Annotated in this window: 25 protein-coding genes; 11 read left to right on the top strand and 14 right to left on the bottom strand. The window is 60.3% G+C overall.

The annotated features are described in order from the left end of the window. Positions 1–3 precede the first annotated feature (3 nt). Positions 4–1512, top strand: coding sequence for a malate dehydrogenase (quinone) (gene mqo / locus AC3WP7_RS01215; protein WP_092240758.1), 1509 nt, complete (start codon positions 4–6; stop codon positions 1510–1512). Positions 1513–1582: 70 nt separating this feature from the next. On the opposite strand, the gene AC3WP7_RS01210 is transcribed toward mqo, so the two are convergent. The 4 genes from AC3WP7_RS01210 to AC3WP7_RS01195 form a co-directional block, all read right to left on the bottom strand. Then, positions 1583–1870, bottom strand: a complete 288-nt coding sequence (locus AC3WP7_RS01210; protein ID WP_058422979.1) for a PA4642 family protein — start codon at positions 1868–1870, stop codon at positions 1583–1585. A gap of 75 nt (positions 1871–1945) precedes the next feature. Then, positions 1946–2431: a hypothetical protein gene (locus AC3WP7_RS01205; protein WP_071491159.1), complete on the bottom strand. Its 486-nt coding sequence runs from the start codon at positions 2429–2431 to the stop codon at positions 1946–1948. 35 nt (positions 2432–2466) lie between these two features. Further along, on the bottom strand, positions 2467–2934 hold the full coding sequence (locus AC3WP7_RS01200; RefSeq protein WP_093119817.1) for a WbuC family cupin fold metalloprotein: 468 nt from the start codon (positions 2932–2934) through the stop codon (positions 2467–2469). 3 nt (positions 2935–2937) lie between these two features. Further along, complete coding sequence (locus AC3WP7_RS01195) at positions 2938–3495, bottom strand: hypoxanthine-guanine phosphoribosyltransferase (protein ID WP_058422982.1); 558 nt, start codon at positions 3493–3495, stop codon at positions 2938–2940. Positions 3496–3659: 164 nt separating this feature from the next. Here AC3WP7_RS01195 and upp point away from each other — a divergent pair, with 164 nt between their 5' ends. Both upp and AC3WP7_RS01185 read left to right on the top strand, forming a co-directional pair. Continuing rightward, on the top strand, positions 3660–4298 hold the full coding sequence (gene upp / locus AC3WP7_RS01190; protein WP_024073483.1) for a uracil phosphoribosyltransferase: 639 nt from the start codon (positions 3660–3662) through the stop codon (positions 4296–4298). Between the two features lie 2 nt (positions 4299–4300). Continuing rightward, on the top strand, positions 4301–5575 hold the full coding sequence (locus AC3WP7_RS01185) for a uracil-xanthine permease family protein (protein ID WP_092240754.1): 1275 nt from the start codon (positions 4301–4303) through the stop codon (positions 5573–5575). Between the two features lie 128 nt (positions 5576–5703). Here the strand turns inward: AC3WP7_RS01185 and hisC are convergent, their stop codons facing one another. The 10 genes from hisC to AC3WP7_RS01135 form a co-directional block, all read right to left on the bottom strand. Continuing rightward, positions 5704–6756 carry a histidinol-phosphate transaminase gene (gene hisC, locus AC3WP7_RS01180; RefSeq protein WP_102591608.1) on the bottom strand — a complete coding sequence of 351 codons (1053 nt, stop codon included), beginning with the start codon at positions 6754–6756 and terminating at the stop codon, positions 5704–5706. A 3-nt stretch (positions 6757–6759) separates the two neighbouring features. Further along, complete coding sequence (gene hisD, locus AC3WP7_RS01175; RefSeq protein WP_092240750.1) at positions 6760–8082, bottom strand: histidinol dehydrogenase; 1323 nt, start codon at positions 8080–8082, stop codon at positions 6760–6762. A gap of 127 nt (positions 8083–8209) precedes the next feature. Beyond that, on the bottom strand, positions 8210–8845 hold the full coding sequence (hisG, locus tag AC3WP7_RS01170; RefSeq protein WP_003188599.1) for an ATP phosphoribosyltransferase: 636 nt from the start codon (positions 8843–8845) through the stop codon (positions 8210–8212). Between the two features lie 139 nt (positions 8846–8984). Continuing rightward, positions 8985–10250: a UDP-N-acetylglucosamine 1-carboxyvinyltransferase gene (gene murA / locus AC3WP7_RS01165; protein ID WP_010213103.1), complete on the bottom strand. Its 1266-nt coding sequence runs from the start codon at positions 10248–10250 to the stop codon at positions 8985–8987. A 23-nt stretch (positions 10251–10273) separates the two neighbouring features. Further along, positions 10274–10513, bottom strand: a complete 240-nt coding sequence (locus tag AC3WP7_RS01160) for a BolA family protein (RefSeq protein WP_003188597.1) — start codon at positions 10511–10513, stop codon at positions 10274–10276. 114 nt (positions 10514–10627) lie between these two features. After that, positions 10628–10933 carry an STAS domain-containing protein gene (locus AC3WP7_RS01155; RefSeq protein WP_071491154.1) on the bottom strand — a complete coding sequence of 102 codons (306 nt, stop codon included), beginning with the start codon at positions 10931–10933 and terminating at the stop codon, positions 10628–10630. Next, positions 10930–11577 carry an MlaC/ttg2D family ABC transporter substrate-binding protein gene (locus AC3WP7_RS01150; RefSeq protein WP_092240748.1) on the bottom strand — a complete coding sequence of 216 codons (648 nt, stop codon included), beginning with the start codon at positions 11575–11577 and terminating at the stop codon, positions 10930–10932. Before AC3WP7_RS01150 ends, AC3WP7_RS01155 begins: the two co-directional genes overlap by 4 nt. Positions 11578–11588: 11 nt before the next feature. Then, positions 11589–12056 carry an outer membrane lipid asymmetry maintenance protein MlaD gene (gene mlaD, locus AC3WP7_RS01145; RefSeq protein WP_017845975.1) on the bottom strand — a complete coding sequence of 156 codons (468 nt, stop codon included), beginning with the start codon at positions 12054–12056 and terminating at the stop codon, positions 11589–11591. Next, complete coding sequence (mlaE, locus tag AC3WP7_RS01140) at positions 12056–12853, bottom strand: lipid asymmetry maintenance ABC transporter permease subunit MlaE (protein WP_003188592.1); 798 nt, start codon at positions 12851–12853, stop codon at positions 12056–12058. Before mlaE ends, mlaD begins: the two co-directional genes overlap by 1 nt. Next, positions 12853–13662, bottom strand: coding sequence for an ATP-binding cassette domain-containing protein (locus AC3WP7_RS01135; protein WP_003171811.1), 810 nt, complete (start codon positions 13660–13662; stop codon positions 12853–12855). The genes mlaE and AC3WP7_RS01135 overlap by 1 nt, the downstream gene beginning before the upstream one ends. 298 nt (positions 13663–13960) lie before the next feature. Here AC3WP7_RS01135 and AC3WP7_RS01130 point away from each other — a divergent pair, with 298 nt between their 5' ends. The 8 genes from AC3WP7_RS01130 to ptsN all read left to right on the top strand — a co-directional run bounded on the left by AC3WP7_RS01130 (position 13961) and on the right by ptsN (position 19820). Continuing rightward, the gene (locus tag AC3WP7_RS01130) at positions 13961–14935 is read left to right on the top strand and encodes a KpsF/GutQ family sugar-phosphate isomerase (protein ID WP_071491152.1); all 975 of its coding nucleotides are present in this window, start codon (positions 13961–13963) and stop codon (positions 14933–14935) included. Next, complete coding sequence (locus AC3WP7_RS01125; RefSeq protein ID WP_058414321.1) at positions 14936–15460, top strand: KdsC family phosphatase; 525 nt, start codon at positions 14936–14938, stop codon at positions 15458–15460. 8 nt (positions 15461–15468) lie between these two features. After that, positions 15469–16041 (top strand): LPS export ABC transporter periplasmic protein LptC, encoded by a 573-nt coding sequence (gene lptC, locus AC3WP7_RS01120; protein WP_071491151.1) that lies wholly within the window; start codon positions 15469–15471, stop codon positions 16039–16041. Beyond that, complete coding sequence (gene lptA, locus AC3WP7_RS01115) at positions 16028–16561, top strand: lipopolysaccharide transport periplasmic protein LptA (protein WP_032893554.1); 534 nt, start codon at positions 16028–16030, stop codon at positions 16559–16561. The genes lptC and lptA overlap by 14 nt, the downstream gene beginning before the upstream one ends. Next, positions 16561–17286, top strand: a complete 726-nt coding sequence (gene lptB / locus AC3WP7_RS01110) for an LPS export ABC transporter ATP-binding protein (RefSeq protein WP_016974288.1) — start codon at positions 16561–16563, stop codon at positions 17284–17286. Before lptA ends, lptB begins: the two co-directional genes overlap by 1 nt. A gap of 184 nt (positions 17287–17470) precedes the next feature. Beyond that, a complete protein-coding gene (locus tag AC3WP7_RS01105; RefSeq protein WP_016974289.1) occupies positions 17471–18964 on the top strand; it encodes an RNA polymerase factor sigma-54 in 1494 nt (497 codons plus the stop codon). Between the two features lie 75 nt (positions 18965–19039). Further along, the gene (gene hpf, locus AC3WP7_RS01100) at positions 19040–19345 is read left to right on the top strand and encodes a ribosome hibernation-promoting factor, HPF/YfiA family (RefSeq protein WP_092240743.1); all 306 of its coding nucleotides are present in this window, start codon (positions 19040–19042) and stop codon (positions 19343–19345) included. 10 nt (positions 19346–19355) lie between these two features. Next, positions 19356–19820, top strand: a complete 465-nt coding sequence (gene ptsN, locus AC3WP7_RS01095; RefSeq protein WP_092240741.1) for a PTS IIA-like nitrogen regulatory protein PtsN — start codon at positions 19356–19358, stop codon at positions 19818–19820.

Raw genomic sequence — 19820 nt, 5'->3', positions numbered from 1 at the left:
TAAATGGCGCATAACGAAGCAGTCGACGTAGTACTGGTAGGGGCCGGCATCATGAGCGCCACCCTGGCCGTACTGCTCAAAGAGCTCGACCCCGGCCTGAAGCTGGAAGTCGTTGAGCTGATGGATTCGGGTGCCGCGGAAAGTTCCAACCCGTGGAACAACGCCGGTACCGGCCACGCCGGGCTGTGTGAGCTGAACTACACGCCGCAGGCCGCCGATGGCTCCATCGACATCAAGAAAGCCGTGCACATCAACACCCAATTCGAGGTGTCGAAGCAGTTCTGGGCGTACCTGACCAAAAAGGGCACCTTTGGCTCGTCCAGGTCCTTTATCAGCCCGGTGCCGCACCTGAGCTTCGTGCAGGGCGAAAAAGGCGTGTCCTTCCTCAAGAAGCGCTTTGAAACCCTCAGCCAGCACCACGCGTTTTCGGACATGCACTACACCGAAGACCGTAGCGAGATGGCCGAGTGGATGCCGCTGATGATGCCGGGGCGTCCGCTCGACGAGAAAATCGCAGCCACCCGTGTAATGAACGGCACGGACGTGAATTTCGGCGCGCTGACCAACCAGTTGCTCAGCCACCTGACCAGCTCGGCAGACGCCCAGGTCAAGTACAGCAAGCGCGTCACCGGCCTCAAGCGCAACGGCGCGGGCTGGACCGTAAGCATCAAGGACGTCAACAGCGGCAGCAGCCGCGAAGTCGACGCCAGGTTCGTGTTCCTCGGCGCCGGCGGCGCGGCCCTGCCGCTGCTGCAAGCCTCGGGCATCGAAGAAAGCAAAGGCTTTGGCGGCTTCCCGGTCAGCGGCCAGTGGCTGCGTTGCGACAACCCGGAAGTGGTCAAGCACCACCAGGCCAAGGTCTACAGCCAGGCTGCCGTGGGTTCGCCGCCGATGTCCGTGCCGCACCTGGACACCCGCGTGGTCGATGGCAAGAAGTCCCTGCTGTTCGGGCCTTACGCCGGTTTCACCACCAAGTTCCTCAAGCACGGCTCGTTCCTCGACCTGCCGCTGTCGGTTCGCGCCGGCAACATCGGCCCGATGCTGGCCGTGGCCCGCGACAACATGGACTTGACCAAGTACCTGGTCAGCGAAGTGATGCAGTCCATGGAGCAGCGCCTGGAATCCCTGCGCCGCTTCTACCCCGAGGCGAAAGCCGAAGACTGGCGCCTGGAAGTGGCCGGCCAACGGGTGCAGATCATCAAGAAAGACCCGAAAAAAGGCGGCGTGCTGCAATTCGGCACCGAGCTGGTCGCGGCCAAAGACGGCTCGCTCGCGGCGCTGCTGGGCGCGTCCCCGGGTGCTTCGGTGACCGTTTCGATCATGCTGGAGTTGATCGAGAAGTGCTTCCCGGAAAAAGCCGCCGGTGAGTGGGCTGCCAAACTGCACGAGATCTTCCCGGCCCGTGAAAAGGTCCTGGAAACGGATGCCGAGTTGTATCGCAAGATCAACGCGCAGAACAACATCAGCCTGGAACTGGTTGAGCCTGCCGCCGAGACCGAGAGCTACGCTTGAGGCCTTGAGGCAATAAAAAACGCCCCGTTCTCGGCATGAGAACGGGGCGTTTTTTTTGTGTATCGGATAATCAGCCGCGAGCGTTTTCGATCAGTTCGATGTACTCGTCCGCGTTGCGCTGGTCCTTGATCAGGTCGACGAAGGTCTGGCCATGCGCATCCTTGCCGTCGAGGTCCAGGCCGGCTTCCTTGAAGAAACCCAGGAACCGCTCGAAATCGTCGATACGCAGGCCACGGTAGGCCTTGATCAGCTTGTGCAGGGACGGAGAAGTTGCGTCGACCGGCTCGAAGTCCAGGAACAACTTGATCTGATCGTCGCCGATCTCGTCACCAATCACCTGTTTCTTATCTTTACGCATTACCGACTCCAGCCTGCAGACATTTACACGGGGTTTGAAGTCTACCTGCGGGGCGCGGGCTTGTGTAGGCGGGGCCTACCTGGCTTTAACCGCACCCGTGTGCAAATCCGCCCAGATATGCCCGTTGGCATAACTGAGGAACTGTACATACACCGTGTCATTGCGCAGCAGGTCGACAATCACCCGGTATTGGGCCAAGGGGTAAGACAGCGTCAGGGTTTTGCTGGAGTCGTCATACACCGGCTTTTTCAGGCTTTTGCTTTCGGCGTCGAAATTGAGCACCACCTGGGCGATGGTCGCACCTTTGTTCAGGGACTTGCCCTTGAGACGGATCATCAGCGGCGAGGTCACCGGGATCGGCTGCTGGCTGGACTGGCGCTGGTTGCCCACCACCACCGCGTAGTCGGTGACTTGCAACAGTTGCTGCTGCTCCGGCGCTTCAGCGCGCAGGGTCAGGTCGTCCGAAGGCAGGAATTGGCTGTGCATCGGCGCAGGCGCGGCAGCCAGCGGCAAACTGAGGGTCAGCGCCAGGGCGGCGCAGGTGCGTATCAACAGGCTCATGGGCCGCTCCGGCAAGGTGGGCCCAGCACTGTAGCTCAATCGAACTGGGCAAGCATCCAGCGTTGGTACTCGGCCACACCGGCCTCGCCTTCGCGGGGCGCCCAGTCGGGCTGTTCGCCCTCGCCCACCGGACGATAAGGCCCGGCCTTGCACTCGAACATCACCGTGTCGGGCTCCAGCACCACCAGGCCATGGAACACCCCCGGCGGCAGATCGACACCGGCGCATTCACCGCCAGCCTGCATGACACGCTTGGCAACGACCTCGCCGGTTTCGTTGAAGACCAGCAAGCCCAAGCGGCCCTGCAGCACCAGCAAGGTTTCTGCCTTGTCCGCACTCAGGTGCCGATGCGGCGGTACATAAGTGTCAGGTTGCAGGCCCACCGCCAGGCGATGGCAGGGTTCTTCCATCTGGTGGAAGTTATGGTGGTGCCGGCCACGGGGGTGGATGGCCGCTTTCTCGGCCAGTTCGGCAAACAGCGTCTGATCAAGAAAGCGGGCCATGGCTTACATCCCTTTGACGGCGAAAATGCCATTGGCGTTGCGCCAGTAGCCTTTGTAGTCCATGCCGTAACCGAAGATGTAGCGGTCGATGCACGGCAGGCCGACGTAATCGGCTTTCAGGTCCGGACGCGCCTTGCGGTCGTGGTCCTTGTCGATCAGCACGGCGGTGTGCACTTTGCGCGCGCCGGCATGTTTGCAGAAGTCGATGATCGCGCCCAGGGTATGACCTTCGTCGAGGATGTCGTCGATGATCAGCACGTCGCGGTCGATGAACGAGACTTCCGGCTTGGCCTTCCAGAACAGGTCGCCGCCGCTGGTTTCGTTGCGATAACGGGTGGCGTGCAGATAGGACGCTTCCAGCGGGAATTGCAGGTGGGTCAGCAATTTGCCGGCGAAGATCAGGCCACCGTTCATCACGCAGAAGACCACCGGGTTGGTGTCGGCCATTTCGCGGCTGATGTGTGCGCCGACCTTGGCGATCGCTTCTTCGACTTGCGCTTCGGTGTACAGGCAGTCAGCCTCGCGCATGATTTGACGGATATGCTCGAGATCAGCGGACATGGCGCTCTCCAAGGGGGTGCTGTGGCAAGAAAAGCGGGCGAAGGTACGCTTCTCGTGCGCTCCGAGCAAGCCTTAATGGACTAACGTACTAGATGTCTATAGGACAACACCCTCGGATAGATTAATCTAGGCCGGTTTTTTTGCCCGCCGCCGGAGCCTTTCCCATGCCCACTCGCGAGATCCGCCACCCGCTGATCCGACACAAGCTCGGCCTTATGCGCCGCGCCGACATTAGCACGAAGAACTTCCGTGAGCTTGCTCAGGAAGTCGGAGCGTTGCTCACCTACGAAGCGACCAAGGATTTACCTTTGGAGAGCTACGAAATCCCTGGTTGGGCCGGTCCCGTCCAGGTCGAGAAAATCGCCGGTAAGAAAATCACCGTGGTGCCGATCCTGCGCGCCGGTATCGGCATGCTCGAAGGCGTCCTCAGCCTGATACCGGGCGCCAAGGTCAGCGCCGTGGGCGTGGCCCGCAACGAAGAAACCTTGCAGGCCCACACCTACCTGGAAAAACTCGTCCCGGAAATCAACGAGCGCCTGGCGATGATCATCGACCCGATGCTCGCCACCGGCAGCTCCATGGTTGCCACTATCGATCTGCTGAAAAAAGCCGGCTGCAAGGACATACGCGCCATGGTGCTGGTGGCCGCGCCCGAAGGCATTGCCGCCGTCGAGAAGGCCCACCCGGATGTGCAGATCTACACCGCCTCCATCGACGAGCGCCTGAATGAACACGGCTACATCATCCCAGGCCTGGGCGATGCCGGTGACAAGATCTTCGGCACCAAGCAGAAGGACGCGTGAGCATGCAGGATGAATTCAACGACCCGCTTTGGCGCCAGATCCTGTCTGGCGCACAAATGCTCTTCGTAGCATTTGGTGCGCTGGTGTTGATGCCACTGATCACAGGTCTTGATCCAAACGTCGCACTGTTCACCGCTGGCCTGGGCACGTTGCTGTTCCAGGTGGTGACGGGGCGCCAGGTGCCGGTCTTCCTGGCATCGAGCTTTGCCTTCATTACCCCGATCATTCTCGCCAAGGGCCAGTTCGGCCTCGCGGCGACCATGGGCGGGGTGATGGCGGCGGGTTTCGTGTACACCTTCCTGGGCCTGGCAGTGAAGATCAAAGGCACCGGGTTTATCGACCGGCTGCTGCCGCCCGTGGTGATCGGGCCGGTGATCATCTCCATCGGCCTGGCCATGGCGCCGATTGCCGCGAACATGGCGATGGGTAAAGCCGGTGATGGCGCTGAGCTGATCCATTACCAGACCGCGATGATGATCTCGATGCCTGCGCTGCTGACCACCTTGATCGTGGCGGTGTTCGGCAAAGGCATTTTCCGCCTGGTGCCGATCATCTCCGGCGTGCTGGTGGGCTTCGCCATGTCGTTCTACTTTGGCGTGGTCGACACGGCGAAGATCGCGGCGGCCCCGTGGTTCGCCCTGCCCCACTTCACCGCGCCGGAATTCAACTGGCAGGCGATCCTGTTCATCGTCCCGGTGGCCCTGGCCCCGGCAATCGAACATATCGGCGGCGTGATTGCGGTGGGCAGCGTGACCGGTCGCGACTACTTGAAGAAGCCCGGCCTGCACCGCACCCTGCTGGGTGACGGCATTGCCACCACGGCTGCCGGTCTGTTCGGCGGCCCACCCAACACCACCTACGCCGAAGTGACCGGCGCGGTGATGCTGACCAAGAACTACAACCCGAAGATCATGACCTGGGCAGCGGTGTTTGCCATCAGCCTGGCGTTCATCGGCAAGTTCGGCGCGTTGCTGCAGAGCATTCCGGTGCCGGTGATGGGCGGGATTCTGTGCCTGCTGTTCGGCTCGATTGCCGCGGTAGGGATGAACACGCTGATCCGCCACAAGATCGACCTGGGCGAAGCGCGCAACCTGGTGATTGTATCGGTGACCCTGGTGTTCGGGATTGGCGGTGTGCTGGTCGGCACCGGCACCGGCCCGGATGACTTCGGCCTCAAGGGCATCGCCCTGTGTGCGGTGGTGGCGATTGGCTTGAACCTGCTGCTGCCGGGCAATGATGGTTGGAAGAACAAGAAGTCGGATGAGCCGTTGCTCTAACCAGTACCGCGAAACCCAATGTGGGAGGGGGCTTGCCCCCGATAGCAGTGTGTCAGTCAATGCATTAGCTGACTGATACACCGCAATCGGGGGCAAGCCCCCTCCCACATTTTGCTCTTCAGTGTGGCTTAGAGCTCACCGAGCCCATCGATCAACGCCTGGTTCTGCTCCGGCGTACCGATGCTGATCCGCAGGAACTGGGCAATCCGCTCCTGCTTGAAGTGCCGCACGATCACCCCTTGCTCACGCAACTTGGCCGCCAGGCCCGCAGCGTCGTGCCGTGGGTGACGGGCAAAGATGAAGTTGGCTGCCGAGGGCAGCACTTCAAAGCCTTTCTCTTCCAGTTGCGCGACCAGCTTGTCGCGACTGTCGATCACCAACCGGCACGTCTTCTCGAAATACTCACGGTCCTCGAACGCCGCCGCCGCGCCAACAATCGCCAGGCGGTCCAGTGGATAGGAGTTGAAGCTGTTCTTGACCCGCTCCAGCGCCTCGATCAAGTCCGGGTGGCCCACGGCCAGGCCCACACGCAAACCGGCCAGTGAGCGCGATTTGGACAGGGTCTGGGTGACCAGCAGGTTCGGGTAGCGATCCACCAGGCTGATCGCGGTTTCACCGCCGAAGTCGATATAGGCTTCATCGACCACCACCACCGAATCCGGGCTGGCCTTGAGGATCTGCTCCACCGCGTCCAGCGCCAGCACGCAGCCGGTCGGCGCGTTCGGGTTGGGAAAAATGATCCCGCCGTTGGGCTTGGCGTAATCCGCCACGCGAATCTGGAACTGGTCATCCAGCGGCACCGGGTCGGACTTGATGCCATAAAGGCCGCAGTAAACCGGATAGAAGCTGTAGCTGATATCCGGGAACAGCAGCGGCAGGTCGTGCTGGAACAAACCGTGGAAAATGTGCGCCAGCACTTCGTCGGAACCGTTGCCGAGGAAGACTTTAGCGGCGTCGATCCCGTAATACGTGGCCACCGCCTGTTTGAGCAGGTCGCTGTTGGGGTCCGGGTACAGGCGCAGGTTGTCATTCAACTCGGCCTGCATTGCCGCCAACGCTTTGGGCGACGGACCGTAGGGGTTTTCATTGGTATTGAGCTTGACCAGTTTGGTCAGCTTCGGTTGTTCACCGGGCACGTAAGGCACGAGGTCCTTGACGAAAGGGCTCCAGAATTTGCTCATGTCTCAGTTCCCCTTCTCTTCAAGGATGCGGTATTCGGCGCTGCGGGCGTGCGCGCTGAGGGATTCACCACGGGCCAGCACCGAGGCAGTCTTGCCCAGCTCGGAAGCGCCCTGCGGCGAGCAGAAAATGATCGACGAACGCTTCTGGAAGTCATACACCCCCAGCGGCGACGAGAAACGCGCGGTGCCGGAAGTCGGCAGCACGTGGTTCGGGCCTGCGCAGTAGTCGCCCAGGGCCTCGCTGGTGTGGCGGCCCATGAAGATCGCACCGGCGTGGCGAATCGACGGCAGCCAGGCTTGTGGGTCGGCGACGGACAACTCCAGGTGCTCCGGCGCGATGCGGTTGGCCACGTCGATGGCTTGCTCCATGTCGCGCACCAGGATCAGCGCACCACGGCCATTGATCGATTTCTCGATGATCTCGGCGCGCTCCATGGTCGGCAGCAGCTTATTGATGCTGGCCGCGACCCTGTCGAGGAACTCGGCGTCCGGACTGACCAGGATCGCCTGGGCGTCTTCGTCGTGCTCGGCCTGGGAGAACAGGTCCATGGCGATCCAGTCCGGATCGGTCTGACCGTCGCACACCACGAGGATTTCCGAAGGGCCGGCGATCATGTCGATACCGACCTGGCCGAACACATGGCGCTTGGCAGTGGCAACATAGATGTTGCCGGGGCCGACCACTTTGTCGACCTTCGGTACGCTTTCAGTGCCATAGGCCAGGGCGGCAACGGCTTGGGCACCACCGATGGTGAAAACCCGATCAACACCGGCGATGCAGGCCGCTGCCAGCACCAGCTCGTTGATTTCACCACGCGGCGTCGGCACCACCATGACCACCTCGGTCACGCCCGCCACTTTGGCCGGGATCGCGTTCATCAGCACCGATGAAGGGTACGAAGCCTTGCCACCCGGCACGTACAAACCGGCGCGGTCCAGCGGCGTGACCTTCTGGCCCAGCACAGTACCGTCGGCCTCGGTGTAGCTCCAGGAGTCCTGTTTCTGTTTTTCGTGGTAGCTGCGCACACGCGCCGCCGCCACTTCCAGGGCTTCGCGCTGCGGCGCGGTGATGCGCGTCAGGGCCAGCTCCAGGCGTTCGCGGGGCAGGATCAGGTCAGCCATGGACTTGACGTCAAGACCGTCAAACTGGCGGGTGAAGTCCACCAGCGCCGCATCACCGCGCTCGCGCACGGCCTTGATGATGTCGAGCACCCGCTGGTTGACCGAATCGTCGGACACGCTTTCCCAGCTCAGCAGATGATCCAGATGATGGGCGAAATCCGGGTCGGCAGCGTTGAGTCGGGCAATTGCAGTGGACGTGGTCATAGCGAGGGCCTCATAGGATTGGCAAAAATGCTCAGGCGCCGAAAGTTAGCAGTCGATCCGCTTGGGCACCTGAGAATTCTGGCTATGAGGCGGATAGACGGGCGCGACCCAGGGCCGCGCGGGTAGGTCAACCGCGGTGTCGCGACTCCACTGCCTTGCGCAGCGTGTCGATCAACGCCTGGATACGGGCGTGCTGCATCTTCATCGATGCCTTGTTGACGATCAGACGGGAGCTGATGTCGGCAATGAAGTCCTGCGGCTCAAGACCGTTGGCGCGCAGGGTGTTACCGGTGTCGACCACGTCGATGATCTTGTCAGCCAGGCCGATCAACGGTGCCAGCTCCATCGAGCCGTAAAGCTTGATGATGTCGACCTGGCGGCCTTGCTCGGCGTAGTAGCGCTTGGCGACGTTGACGAACTTGGTCGCCACGCGCAGGCGGCCCTTCGGCTCCACATCACCGACACGGCCGGCGGTCATCAGCTTGCACAGGGCAATACGCAGGTCCAACGGCTCGTACAGGCCCTGGCCACCGTATTCCATCAGCACGTCTTTACCGGCGACGCCGAGGTCGGCCGCGCCATGTTCAACGTAGGTCGGCACGTCGGTAGCGCGCACGATCAACAGGCGCACGTCGTCCTGGGTCGTGGGGATGATCAGCTTGCGGCTCTTGTCCGGATTCTCGGTCGGCACGATGCCCGCTTCAGCCAGAAGCGGCAACGTGTCGTCAAGGATGCGGCCCTTGGACAGTGCGATGGTCAACATGGGAAACGTCAATCCTTTATCAGGCTATTGCGGTCCGGTCGCAAACGGCGCCGGACACAGATCGAGGCCATTACAGCCTCGATTTGAAACAAATCCTGTGGAGAAAGATTACCCTCCCCCACCGTTACAGCTTCCGGGACTAACCCGGTACGCGGCGGATTTTCGCGCCGAGCATCTGCAGTTTTTCTTCAATGCACTCGTAACCACGGTCTATGTGGTAGATGCGGTCGATCAGGGTGTCGCCTTCGGCGATCAGCGCCGAGATCACCAGGCTGGCCGATGCACGCAGGTCGGTGGCCATGACTGGCGCGCCCTTGAGTTTCTCGGTGCCGGTGACGATGGCGGTGTTGCCTTCGACCTGGATCTTCGCGCCCATGCGGTGCAATTCGTACACGTGCATGAAGCGGTTTTCGAAGATGGTCTCGATCACGGCACCGGTGCCTTCGGCAATCGCGTTCAGGGAGATGAACTGCGCTTGCATATCGGTCGGGAACGCCGGGTACGGAGCGGTACGCACGTTGACGGCCTTGGGACGCTTGCCGTGCATGTTCAGCTCGATCCAGTCTTCACCGGTAGTGATTTCCGCACCGGCTTCGCGCAGCTTTTCCAGGACCGCTTCCAGGATAGTCGGATCGGTGTCCTTGACCTTGACGCGGCCACCGGTGACGGCGGCGGCAACCAGGTAGGTACCGGTCTCGATGCGGTCAGGCATTACCTTGTAGGTGGCGGTATGCAGACGCTCTACGCCATCGATGGTGATGGTGTCGGTGCCCGCACCGGAAACCTTCGCGCCCATGGCGTTCAGGAAGTTGGCCAGGTCGACCACTTCCGGCTCGCGCGCGGCGTTTTGCAGGACGCTGCGGCCTTTGGCCAGGGCAGCGGCCATCATGATGTTCTCGGTGCCGGTCACACTGACAGTATCAAAGAAGAAGTTGGCGCCACGCAGGCCGCCTTCCGGCGCCTTGGCCTTGATGTAGCCGCCTTCGACGTCGATAACGGCGCCCATGGCTTCAAGGCCACGGATGTGCAGGTCAACCGGACGCGAGCCAATGGCGCAACCGCCAGGCAGGGCGACTTCGGCTTCGCCGAAACGGGCAACCATCGGGCCAAGCACCAGGATCGACGCACGCATGGTTTTCACCAGTTCGTACGGGGCTATCAGGGTCTTGATGGTGCGTGGGTCGATTTCGACGGCCAGTTTCTCGTCGATCACCGGCTCGATACCCATGCGACCGAACAACTCGATCATGGTGGTGATGTCGTGCAGGTGCGGCAGGTTGGCCACGGTCACCGGGCCATCGCACAGCAGGGTCGCTGCCAGGATCGGCAAGGCGGAGTTTTTTGCACCGGAGATGCGAATCTCGCCATCAAGGCGGGCACCGCCGGTAATAATCAATTTATCCATAAGAATCTCGACGCCTTGGGGGCTCAGGTGCGCTCGGCCCAGGCCGCGCGGCTGAAAAATTTCATAGTGACCGCATGGATGCTGCCATCGGTGATCCACGGGTTCAAATGGGCATAGATCTGCTGCTGACGCTTGACCGGGCTGAGTGCCGCCAGTTCATCGCTAATCACGTTCAGCTGGAAGTTGCAGCCTTCGCCTTCAACTTCAACGGTCGTTTCCGGCAGCTTTCCTTCAAGAAAGCTCTTAACTTCTAGGGCCTGCATGCTCAACCTCTATCGGCGCCCAGTGCGCGCGGGTCGCACATCATACAAAAAAGCCCCGCGCCTGCGAACCCCGCATAGCAGGACTCTGACGGGGGGCCTCTTTAATAATGTGTATTAAGGATGCGCCAGCAGCTCGGTCAGACCGGAAACTTCGGCGATTTCGCGCATGTCTTCGGGCAATGCCCGGATGCTGACCGGCTTCCTGGCCGCCTCAGCATCACGCATGAAGCACAGCAGCAGCGACAAGCCGACGCTGCTGGACTTGGTCACGGCAGAACAATCCAGCACCAACGCGGGCGCAGTGCTGGTTTTGATCAGCGCCTGACCCTGCTTGCGCAGCTCAGGCCCGGTGCGGTAATCCAGCACGCCGCTGAGGAACAACTCACCGGCGTCGCCAAGACGAACAGCCGACTCGGTCATTGCACAGGCTTCCCGGCTTCTTTATCGGATGTTTCCTTGGCTTTGGCGACTTCACCGGCCCAACCGTTGATGGTTTTGTCCAGGTCGTTGCCATTACGCTGCATCGCGTCAGCGAACTGATCACGGAACAGCTTGCCGATGTTGATACCGTTGATGATCACGTTGCGCAGCTTCCACTCGCCGTTGACCTTCTCGAGCGTGTATTGCACAGGGTAGACGGCACCGTTGTTGCCCTTGACGCTCATGTTGACGCTGGTGCGATTACCCGACTCGTCCCCGGCAGGCGCAACGGTAATGCCCTGGTTGTTGTACTCGAGCAGCGCGTTGCCATAGAACTGGAACAGGCCTTTCTTGAAGTTTTCCTGGAAGGTCTGCATCTGCGCAGGCGTCGCCTTGCGCGAATACTTGACCGTCATGATGCTGCGGGAAATGCCTTCGGCATCGACCACCGGGCCGACAATGGCATTGAGCGCATCGTAAAACTTGCTCGGATCTTGCTTGTACTGCTCTTTATTGGCAGTGAGGTCAGCCAGCATTTTGTTGGTCGTGTCCTGCACCAGATCGTGCGCAGAACCTGCCGCGTTAGCTATCAGCGGCAGCGCTGCCAACAGCACCAGCAGGCCACGTCGCAAGGTAGAGATCATGAACAGATTCCTCATTTGGCGTCTTTATTGACCGTATTAAGCAGGAATTTACCGATCAGGTCCTCAAGTACCAGCGACGACTGTGTGTCGTGGATTGTCGAGCCATCCTTGAGCAGGGCTGTTTCCCCACCCACGCTGATACCGATGTATTTCTCGCCCAGCAGACCCGCAGTGAGAATAGATGCAGTGGAGTCAGTCGGCAGATTATCTACCTTCTTGTCCAGTTGCATCGTCACTCGGCCGGTGAAGCTGTCGCGATCCAGATCGATTGCCGTGACCTTGCCGATGGTCACACCGGCCATGGTCACTTTAGCTCTGACAGTCAAACCGGCGATATTGTCGAAGTATGCGTAAAGTTTATAAGTGTCGGCAGTGGGGCTGGCCGACAGGCCGCTGACGCGCAGGGCCAACAAGAGTAAAGCCAGGATGCCAGCCAGCAAGAAAAGGCCGACACCGATTTCCACAGTGCGGTTTTGCATCAGAAATCTCCAAACATCAAGGCGGTCAAAATGAAGTCAAGGCCCAGTACCGCCAGCGAGGCGTACACAACGGTCTTGGTGGTGGCGCGACTGATCCCTTCTGAGGTGGGCTCACAGTCATAGCCTTGGAATACGGCGATCCAGGTGACAACAAAGGCGAACACGATGCTCTTTATGATGCCGTTGAGCACGTCGCCAGTGAACGTCACGCTGTTCTGCATGTTGGCCCAGTAGGAGCCGTCGTAGACGCCCAGCCAGTCCACCGCCACCCACGAACCACCCCAGATCCCGACCACGCTGAAGATCATCGCCAGCAGTGGCAGGGAAATGAAGCCGGCCCACAGGCGTGGGGCAACAATGTACTTGAGCGGGTCCACGCCGATCATTTCCAGGCTGGACAGCTGTTCGGTGGACTTCATGTTGCCGATTTCGGCAGTCAGCGCGGAGCCCGCGCGCCCGGCGAACAGCAGGGCGGTCACCACCGGCCCCAGTTCACGCAACAGCGTCAGGGCGACCATCTGCCCCACCGCCTGCTCCGAACCATAGCTGGACAGGATATTGAAGCCCTGCAACGCCAGCACCATGCCGATGAACACCCCGGAGACCACGATGATCACCAGGGACATCACGCCCACCGAATGCAACTGCTTGACCAGCAGGCCAAAGCCGCCGCCAATGCCGCCACGGCCGAGCAATGCGTGGAACAGGAAAATCGTCGAACGGCCCAGCACTTCGACGATGTCGATGCCCGAGCGACCGAAAAGGCGAACCTTCTCGATAAGAGATGTCTTGCGCATCAGCGCTTCCCCAGAAGATCTGAGCGGTAATCCGCCGCCGGAAAGTGAAAAGGCACCGGGCCATCAGGATCGCCGGTCATGAATTGGCGAATGCGCGGGTTGTCGGCGTTCATCAGCTCTTCGGGCGTGCCCTGCCCCAGCACCTGGCCATCGCCCACTACATAGAGGTAATCGGCAATGCTCGCGGTTTCTGCAAGATCGTGGGAGACCACGATGCTGGTGATGCCCAGTGCATCGTTGAGCAGACGGATCAGACGCACCAGCACGCCCATGGCGATGGGGTCCTGACCGACGAAGGGCTCGTCGTACATGAGAATCTGCGGGTCGAGGGCGATGGCACGCGCCAGCGCCACACGGCGCTTCATCCCACCAGACAATTCATCGGGCATCAGGTCGATGGCGCCGCGAAGGCCTACGGCCTGCAGTTTCAGCAACACAATGTCACGAATCATCTCATCGGACAGCTGGGTATGCACCCGCAGCGGAAAGGCCACGTTCTCGAAAACATCAAGATCAGTGAACAGCGCACCGCTCTGGAACAGCACACCCATGTGCTTGCGTGCATCGAACAGATCGCTGCGCGACAGCGTCGGCAGGTTCTGGCCGTTGACCCACACTTCTCCCGCACTGGGGCGCAATTGCATGCCCATCAGGCGCAGCAGCGTGGTCTTGCCGCAACCGGAAGGCCCCATGATGCCCGTGACCTTGCCGCGCGGAATGCGGATATCGACGTTATTGAAGATGCTGCGCGTCCCGCGCTTGAAGGTCAGTCCCTTCAGCTCGACCGCGTAGGCGTTATCGGCACTCATCTAAACTCCTTGGGATGCAGCCTCTCACTCAGACACCACGCTTGCGACAAACGTTTGCAACCTTTGTGCAATAGTTGGCCACGTGGGCTGGGCGGACCGAACTGGCGGCGAACTATATCACTGCTGGTACAAGGCGCCCAAGGCCGGAACAGTGCTTGTTCAGATTGGGGACAGGGAAAAATCGTTGCTGGGGTTGAATCTCAAGCACATTGCGAACAAACCCTGACGAACTTGCGTGAGGGAATTGATCATTACCGCTATAATCGCCGACTTTTCGTCAGGCTATACGATTTCAGACATGAGCCAATCCAGCGACCTTATTCAATCCGCACAACGCACCATCCGCCTCGAGCTTGAAGCCGTAGAAGGCTTGCTGGCGCATATTGACGCGGATTTCGTACGCGCCTGCGAGATGATTCTGGCCAGCAAGGGCCGCGTCGTGGTGGTCGGCATGGGCAAATCCGGCCACGTCGGCAACAAGATCGCCGCCACCCTGGCCAGCACCGGAACCACCGCGTTTTTCGTGCACCCGGCCGAAGCCAGCCACGGCGACATGGGAATGATCACCAAGGATGACATCATCCTTGCCCTGTCCAACTCCGGCACGACCAACGAAATCGTGACCCTGTTGCCGCTGATCAAACGCCTGGGCATCAAGATGATCAGCATCACCGGCAACCCGGAGTCGACGCTGGCCAAGGCCGCCGAAGTGAACCTGAACGTCCACGTGGACCACGAGGCCTGCCCGCTGAACCTGGCACCCACCTCCTCCACCACCGCGGCACTGGTCATGGGCGATGCCTTGTCCGTAGCACTGCTGGAAGCCCGGGGGTTTACCGCTGAAGACTTCGCGTTTTCCCATCCAGGCGGCGCCCTGGGCCGCCGCCTGCTGCTGAAAGTGGAAAACGTCATGCACTCGGGCGATGAATTGCCTCACGTCCAGCGCGGCACCCTGCTGAAAGACGCGCTGATGGAAATGACCCGCAAGGGCCTGGGCATGACCGTGATCCTCGAGGCCGATGGCCGCCTGGCCGGGGTCTTCACCGACGGCGACCTGCGCCGTACCCTGGACCGCACGATTGATATCCACACCGCCACCATCGACGCGGTAATGACACCCCACGGCAAGACCGCGCGCCCCGAGATGCTGGCAGCCGAAGCCTTGAAGATCATGGAAGACCACAAGATCGGCGCGCTGGTGGTGGTTGATGGCGACGACCGCCCGATTGGCGCCCTGAACATGCACGACTTGCTGCGTGCAGGAGTGATGTAGATGACCAGCGACCTGTTGCAACGCGGCAAAAATATCAAACTCGCGATTTTCGACGTTGACGGTGTGCTGACCGACGGCCGCTTGTACTTTCTCGAAGACGGCAGCGAATTCAAGACATTCAACACGCTGGACGGCCAGGGCATCAAAATGTTGATGGCGGCGGGCGTGCAAACGGCAATTATCAGCGGCCGGAAAACGCCCGTTGTGGAACGGCGTGCACAAAACCTGGGGATTCCTCACCTGTATCAGGGCCGCGAGGATAAACTGGTGGTTCTGGACGAGCTTCTTGGCCAACTCAACCTAAGCTATGAGCAGGTCGCCTACTTGGGTGACGACCTGCCAGACCTGCCGGTGATTCGCCGAGTAGGCCTGGGCATGGCCGTCGCCAATGCGGCGGCGTTTGTTCGCGAACACGCCCATGGCATCACCAGCGCCCGCGGCGGCGAAGGTGCCGCCCGCGAGTTCTGCGAGCTGATCCTGCGTGCCCAGGGCAGCCTTGAAGCGGCCCACGCCGCCTACTTATAGAGCGTTTTATGCCGAGCAAAAAGATTCGCAACTTCCTGTTATTCGGGGTCATCGCCGCGCTGTTCCTGGCGGTGGGCTACTGGAATATCAGCCCGGAGCGCTTTCTCGACCAGCCTGCTGCGCAGGTTGACGAGGGCGCTATCGACTATTACGCCATCAATGCCAAAAGCGTGCAGTTCCTGCCTGACGGCAAGGTGCAATACGAGATGACCTCGGACAAGGTCGAGCATGTGAAGGCCACCGAAGTCACCCTGCTGACCAACCCGGACATGAACATTTACCGCGGTACCGAGTTCCCATGGCACGTCACCAGCAAGCGTGGCGAGGTCAACCCGGACGGTACCGAGGTGGAACTGATCGACTCGGTGCGCATTGCGCGCACTGACGATAAAAGCCGTGAGACCGTGATTACCAGCAGTCGCATGACCGTATTCCCGCAGAAGCAATATGCGCAGACCGAGCAAGACGTTAGAATCGACGGCGCTGGCGGTGTATCGACTGGCAAGGGAATGAAAGCGTATTTGAAAGAAAGCAGGATACACCTGCTATCGAACGTAAGAGGACAGTATGAGGCTCGTTAAAACTCTCCCTATTTTGCTCGGCCTGGGCGCAGCACTGGGAAGCGTGAGCGCCTGGGCTCTGCCGAACGATAGCCAGCAGCCGATCCACATTTCAGCTGACGATGCGCAACTGGATGACAAGCAAGGCGTGGCCACCTACACCGGCGGCGTGATCATCACGCAGGGTTCGATGAAAATCACCGGCAATACCGTGACGCTTACGCGCACCAAGACCGGCGATATCGATGTCGTGACCTCGGTCGGCAACCTGGCTTACTTCGAACAGAAGCAGTCCGCGACCGATACCGGACCGATGAAGGGCTACGGCAAGACCATCCAATACCATGCCCAGCAGAACCGCATCGTCCTGATCGACCAGGCCAAGGTGCTCAGCCCCGATGGCAACTCCACGGAAGGTGAGAAGATCACCTATGACACCGTGAAACAGATTGCAAACGCCGGTCGTGCCAATGGCAACAAGGTCACCGCGCCTCGTCCACGGATCGACATGGTTATCCAGCCGAAGAAGAAGGCCGAGTAATGGCAACCCTGAAAGCCCAGCATCTGGCCAAGGCCTATAAAAGCCGTCAGGTCGTGCGCGACGTCAGCCTGTCGATCGACAGCGGCCAGATCGTCGGCTTGCTCGGCCCCAACGGCGCCGGCAAGACCACTTGCTTCTACATGATCGTCGGCCTGGTCCAGGCGGACCAGGGGCGCGTGCTGATCGATGACCTGGACGTGAGCCACCAGCCAATGCACGGCCGCGCCCGTGCCGGTATCGGCTATCTTCCACAGGAAGCGTCGATCTTCCGCAAACTGTCGGTGTCGGACAATATCATGGCGATCCTCGAGACCCGCAAGGAACTCGACCGTGACGGCCGTCGCAAGGAGCTGGAAAGCCTGCTGCAGGAGTTCCACATCAACCATATCCGCGACAACCTCGGCATGAGCCTGTCCGGTGGTGAGCGTCGCCGCGTGGAAATCGCCCGCGCCCTGGCCACTGCACCCAAGTTCATCCTGCTGGACGAGCCGTTTGCCGGCGTCGACCCGATCTCGGTCGGCGACATCAAGCAGATCATCCATCACCTCAAGGCCAAGGGCATCGGCGTGCTGATCACCGACCACAACGTCCGTGAGACGCTCGACATCTGCGAAACCGCCTATATCGTCAATGACGGCCAGCTGATTGCCGAAGGTGATTCCGCGACAATCCTGGCCAATGAACTGGTCAAGGAAGTGTATCTGGGTCACGAGTTCCGCCTGTAAACACCGTGGTGTCACGGCGTTCGCCAAGGTGCGCGGGAGTCAATGAAAACCTCCGGATTTTTATTGTTACCGCGCTCTAGGCAAAGCACCCGACATCAGGCATATAATTTGCTTATGTTTGGCGCTCACGCGCCCTGTCGTGGATGGCGCATTGCGCCGGCGAATAAGGTGTTAAGCCCCTGCCATGAAACCATCGCTAGTCCTGAGAATGGGCCAGCAGCTGACGATGACACCGCAGCTGCAACAGGCCATCCGCCTGCTCCAATTGTCGACCCTGGACCTGCAACAGGAAATCCAGGAGGCCCTGGAGTCCAATCCGATGCTCGAACGCCAGGAAGAAGGCGACGACTTCGATAATGCAGACCCGCTGGCCGATAACATCGAGCAAAAACCCAATTCCGACGTGCAGGAACCCTCCTACCAGGAAACCGCCCCCACGGTGGACAACCTTGAGGAAGGCGAATGGAACGAACGCATTCCCAACGAGCTTCCGGTCGACACCGCCTGGGAAGATGTCTACCAGACCAGCGCCAGCAGCCTGCCCAGCAACGACGATGACGAGTGGGATTTCACCACCCGCACCTCTGCCGGCGAGAGCCTGCAGAGCCATCTGCTATGGCAACTGAACCTGGCACCGATGTCGGACACCGATCGCCTGATCGCCGTAACCCTGATCGACTGCATCAACAATCAGGGTTATCTAGACGAGACGCTCGAAGAAATTCTTGAAGCCTTCGACCCCGAACTGGATATCGAACTGGACGAGATCGAAGCCGTCCTGCACCGCATCCAGCAGTTCGAGCCTGCCGGTATCGGCGCGCGCACCCTCAGCGAATGCCTGCTGCTGCAATTGCGCCAGCTGCCGGCCAAGACCCCATGGCTCGCCGAGGCCCAGCGCCTGGTCACCGACTACATCGACCTGCTGGGCAGCCGCGACTACAGCCAGTTGATGCGCCGCATGAAGCTCAAGGAAGACGACCTGCGCCAGGTCATCGAGCTGGTACAGAGCCTCAACCCGCGCCCTGGCTCGCAAATCGAGTCCAGCGAAGCCGAGTACGTGGTTCCCGACGTGATCGTGCGCAAGGACAACGAGCGATGGCTGGTGGAACTGAACCAGGAGTCGGTGCCACGCCTGAGGGTCAACCCGCAATATGCCGGTTTCGTCCGCCGCGCCGACACCAGCGCCGATAACACCTTCATGCGCAACCAGTTGCAGGAAGCCCGCTGGTTCATCAAGAGCCTGCAAAGCCGCAACGAAACCCTGATGAAAGTCGCCACCCAGATCGTCGAGCACCAGCGCGGCTTCCTGGAATACGGCGACGAGGCGATGAAGCCGCTGGTACTGCATGACATCGCCGAAGCGGTGGGCATGCATGAGTCGACCATTTCACGCGTGACCACGCAGAAATTCATGCATACCCCACGGGGTATTTATGAACTGAAATACTTTTTCTCCAGCCACGTCAGCACCTCCGAAGGCGGTGAATGCTCGTCCACGGCGATCCGCGCGATCATCAAAAAACTGGTTGCCGCGGAAAATCAGAAAAAGCCATTGAGTGACAGTAAGATCGCTGGTTTACTGGAGGCACAAGGCATTCAGGTCGCCCGTCGAACCGTCGCCAAGTACCGCGAGTCCCTCGGGATCGCGCCTTCCAGCGAGCGTAAGCGTTTGATGTGACGGGCGGGCCACAGCGTTCCAGTGGCAGGCGCCTTTGCCTGCCGCTTTATGCACTGGCAACGAAGGAGAAGCTGTATGCAAGTCAACATCAGTGGACACCATGTAGAAGTCACCCCTCCACTACGCGACTATGTCGAGCAGAAGCTGAGGAAGCTTGAGGGTCATTTCGACAAGATCACCAACGTGCAGGTCATCATGAAGGTCGACAAGCTTCAGCAGAAAATCGAAGCGACTCTTCAGATACCCGGTGGAGAAGTGGTCGCCAATGCCGAACATGATGACATGTATGCAGCAATCGACTTGCTCACCGACAAGCTTGACCGCCAACTCAAAAAGCATAAGGAAAAGAATCTGAGCCTGCTTCAGGGCACAGGTCGTTAACTCTCCCCCCATGATCCGACTTGAAACCATCCTGACCCCCGGCCGTTCCCTCGTGAACGTGCCGGGTGGCAGCAAGAAGAAAGCCCTCGAACAAATTGCCAACCTGATCGCGCGCGAAGTGCAGGATCTGGAGATGCAGGATGTCTTCGACGCGTTGATTGCCCGTGAAAAACTCGGCTCCACCGGTTTTGGCAACGGCATCGCCATTCCTCACTGTCGCCTCAAAGGCTGCGAAACACCTGTCAGTGCCCTGCTGCACCTGGAAGCCCCCATCGATTTCGACGCCATCGACGGTGCGCCGGTAGACCTGCTGTTCGTCCTGCTGGTCCCGCAAGCCGCTACCGATGCGCACCTGGAACTGCTCCGGCAGATCGCCAGCATGCTCGACCGCAAGGAAGTACGCGACAAACTGCGTAGCGCCAGCAGCAATGAGGCGTTGTACCAGGTTGTCCTGGATGAACAGAGCGGGCAGTAA

This window comes from Pseudomonas sp. FW305-3-2-15-C-LB1 (genome assembly GCF_058787615.1).
Note: the sequence above shows the minus strand (reverse complement) of the source record. Positions and strands in the feature narration are given on the sequence as shown.

Excerpts from the sequence above, each read along its gene's own strand:
- AC3WP7_RS01160 (WP_003188597.1), bottom strand. The coding sequence starts at position 10,513 with ATGCAGGCCCTAGAAGTTAAGAGCTTTCTTGAAGGAAAGCTGCCGGAA.
- AC3WP7_RS01195 (WP_058422982.1), bottom strand. The coding sequence starts at position 3,495 with ATGTCCGCTGATCTCGAGCATATCCGTCAAATCATGCGCGAGGCTGAC.
- AC3WP7_RS01130 (WP_071491152.1), top strand. The coding sequence starts at position 13,961 with ATGAGCCAATCCAGCGACCTTATTCAATCCGCACAACGCACCATCCGC.
- AC3WP7_RS01150 (WP_092240748.1), bottom strand. The coding sequence starts at position 11,577 with ATGATCTCTACCTTGCGACGTGGCCTGCTGGTGCTGTTGGCAGCGCTG.
- ptsN (WP_092240741.1), top strand. The coding sequence starts at position 19,356 with ATGATCCGACTTGAAACCATCCTGACCCCCGGCCGTTCCCTCGTGAAC.
- lptB (WP_016974288.1), top strand. The coding sequence starts at position 16,561 with ATGGCAACCCTGAAAGCCCAGCATCTGGCCAAGGCCTATAAAAGCCGT.
- AC3WP7_RS01125 (WP_058414321.1), top strand. The coding sequence starts at position 14,936 with ATGACCAGCGACCTGTTGCAACGCGGCAAAAATATCAAACTCGCGATT.
- AC3WP7_RS01205 (WP_071491159.1), bottom strand. The coding sequence starts at position 2,431 with ATGAGCCTGTTGATACGCACCTGCGCCGCCCTGGCGCTGACCCTCAGT.
- lptA (WP_032893554.1), top strand. The coding sequence starts at position 16,028 with ATGAGGCTCGTTAAAACTCTCCCTATTTTGCTCGGCCTGGGCGCAGCA.
- murA (WP_010213103.1), bottom strand. The coding sequence starts at position 10,250 with ATGGATAAATTGATTATTACCGGCGGTGCCCGCCTTGATGGCGAGATT.
- hisC (WP_102591608.1), bottom strand. The coding sequence starts at position 6,756 with ATGAGCAAATTCTGGAGCCCTTTCGTCAAGGACCTCGTGCCTTACGTG.
- lptC (WP_071491151.1), top strand. The coding sequence starts at position 15,469 with ATGCCGAGCAAAAAGATTCGCAACTTCCTGTTATTCGGGGTCATCGCC.
- hisD (WP_092240750.1), bottom strand. The coding sequence starts at position 8,082 with ATGACCACGTCCACTGCAATTGCCCGACTCAACGCTGCCGACCCGGAT.
- hpf (WP_092240743.1), top strand. The coding sequence starts at position 19,040 with ATGCAAGTCAACATCAGTGGACACCATGTAGAAGTCACCCCTCCACTA.
- AC3WP7_RS01200 (WP_093119817.1), bottom strand. The coding sequence starts at position 2,934 with ATGGCCCGCTTTCTTGATCAGACGCTGTTTGCCGAACTGGCCGAGAAA.
- hisG (WP_003188599.1), bottom strand. The coding sequence starts at position 8,845 with ATGTTGACCATCGCACTGTCCAAGGGCCGCATCCTTGACGACACGTTG.
- AC3WP7_RS01135 (WP_003171811.1), bottom strand. The coding sequence starts at position 13,662 with ATGAGTGCCGATAACGCCTACGCGGTCGAGCTGAAGGGACTGACCTTC.
- AC3WP7_RS01185 (WP_092240754.1), top strand. The coding sequence starts at position 4,301 with ATGCAGGATGAATTCAACGACCCGCTTTGGCGCCAGATCCTGTCTGGC.
- mqo (WP_092240758.1), top strand. The coding sequence starts at position 4 with ATGGCGCATAACGAAGCAGTCGACGTAGTACTGGTAGGGGCCGGCATC.
- mlaD (WP_017845975.1), bottom strand. The coding sequence starts at position 12,056 with ATGCAAAACCGCACTGTGGAAATCGGTGTCGGCCTTTTCTTGCTGGCT.
- AC3WP7_RS01155 (WP_071491154.1), bottom strand. The coding sequence starts at position 10,933 with ATGACCGAGTCGGCTGTTCGTCTTGGCGACGCCGGTGAGTTGTTCCTC.
- AC3WP7_RS01210 (WP_058422979.1), bottom strand. The coding sequence starts at position 1,870 with ATGCGTAAAGATAAGAAACAGGTGATTGGTGACGAGATCGGCGACGAT.
- mlaE (WP_003188592.1), bottom strand. The coding sequence starts at position 12,853 with ATGCGCAAGACATCTCTTATCGAGAAGGTTCGCCTTTTCGGTCGCTCG.
- upp (WP_024073483.1), top strand. The coding sequence starts at position 3,660 with ATGCCCACTCGCGAGATCCGCCACCCGCTGATCCGACACAAGCTCGGC.
- AC3WP7_RS01105 (WP_016974289.1), top strand. The coding sequence starts at position 17,471 with ATGAAACCATCGCTAGTCCTGAGAATGGGCCAGCAGCTGACGATGACA.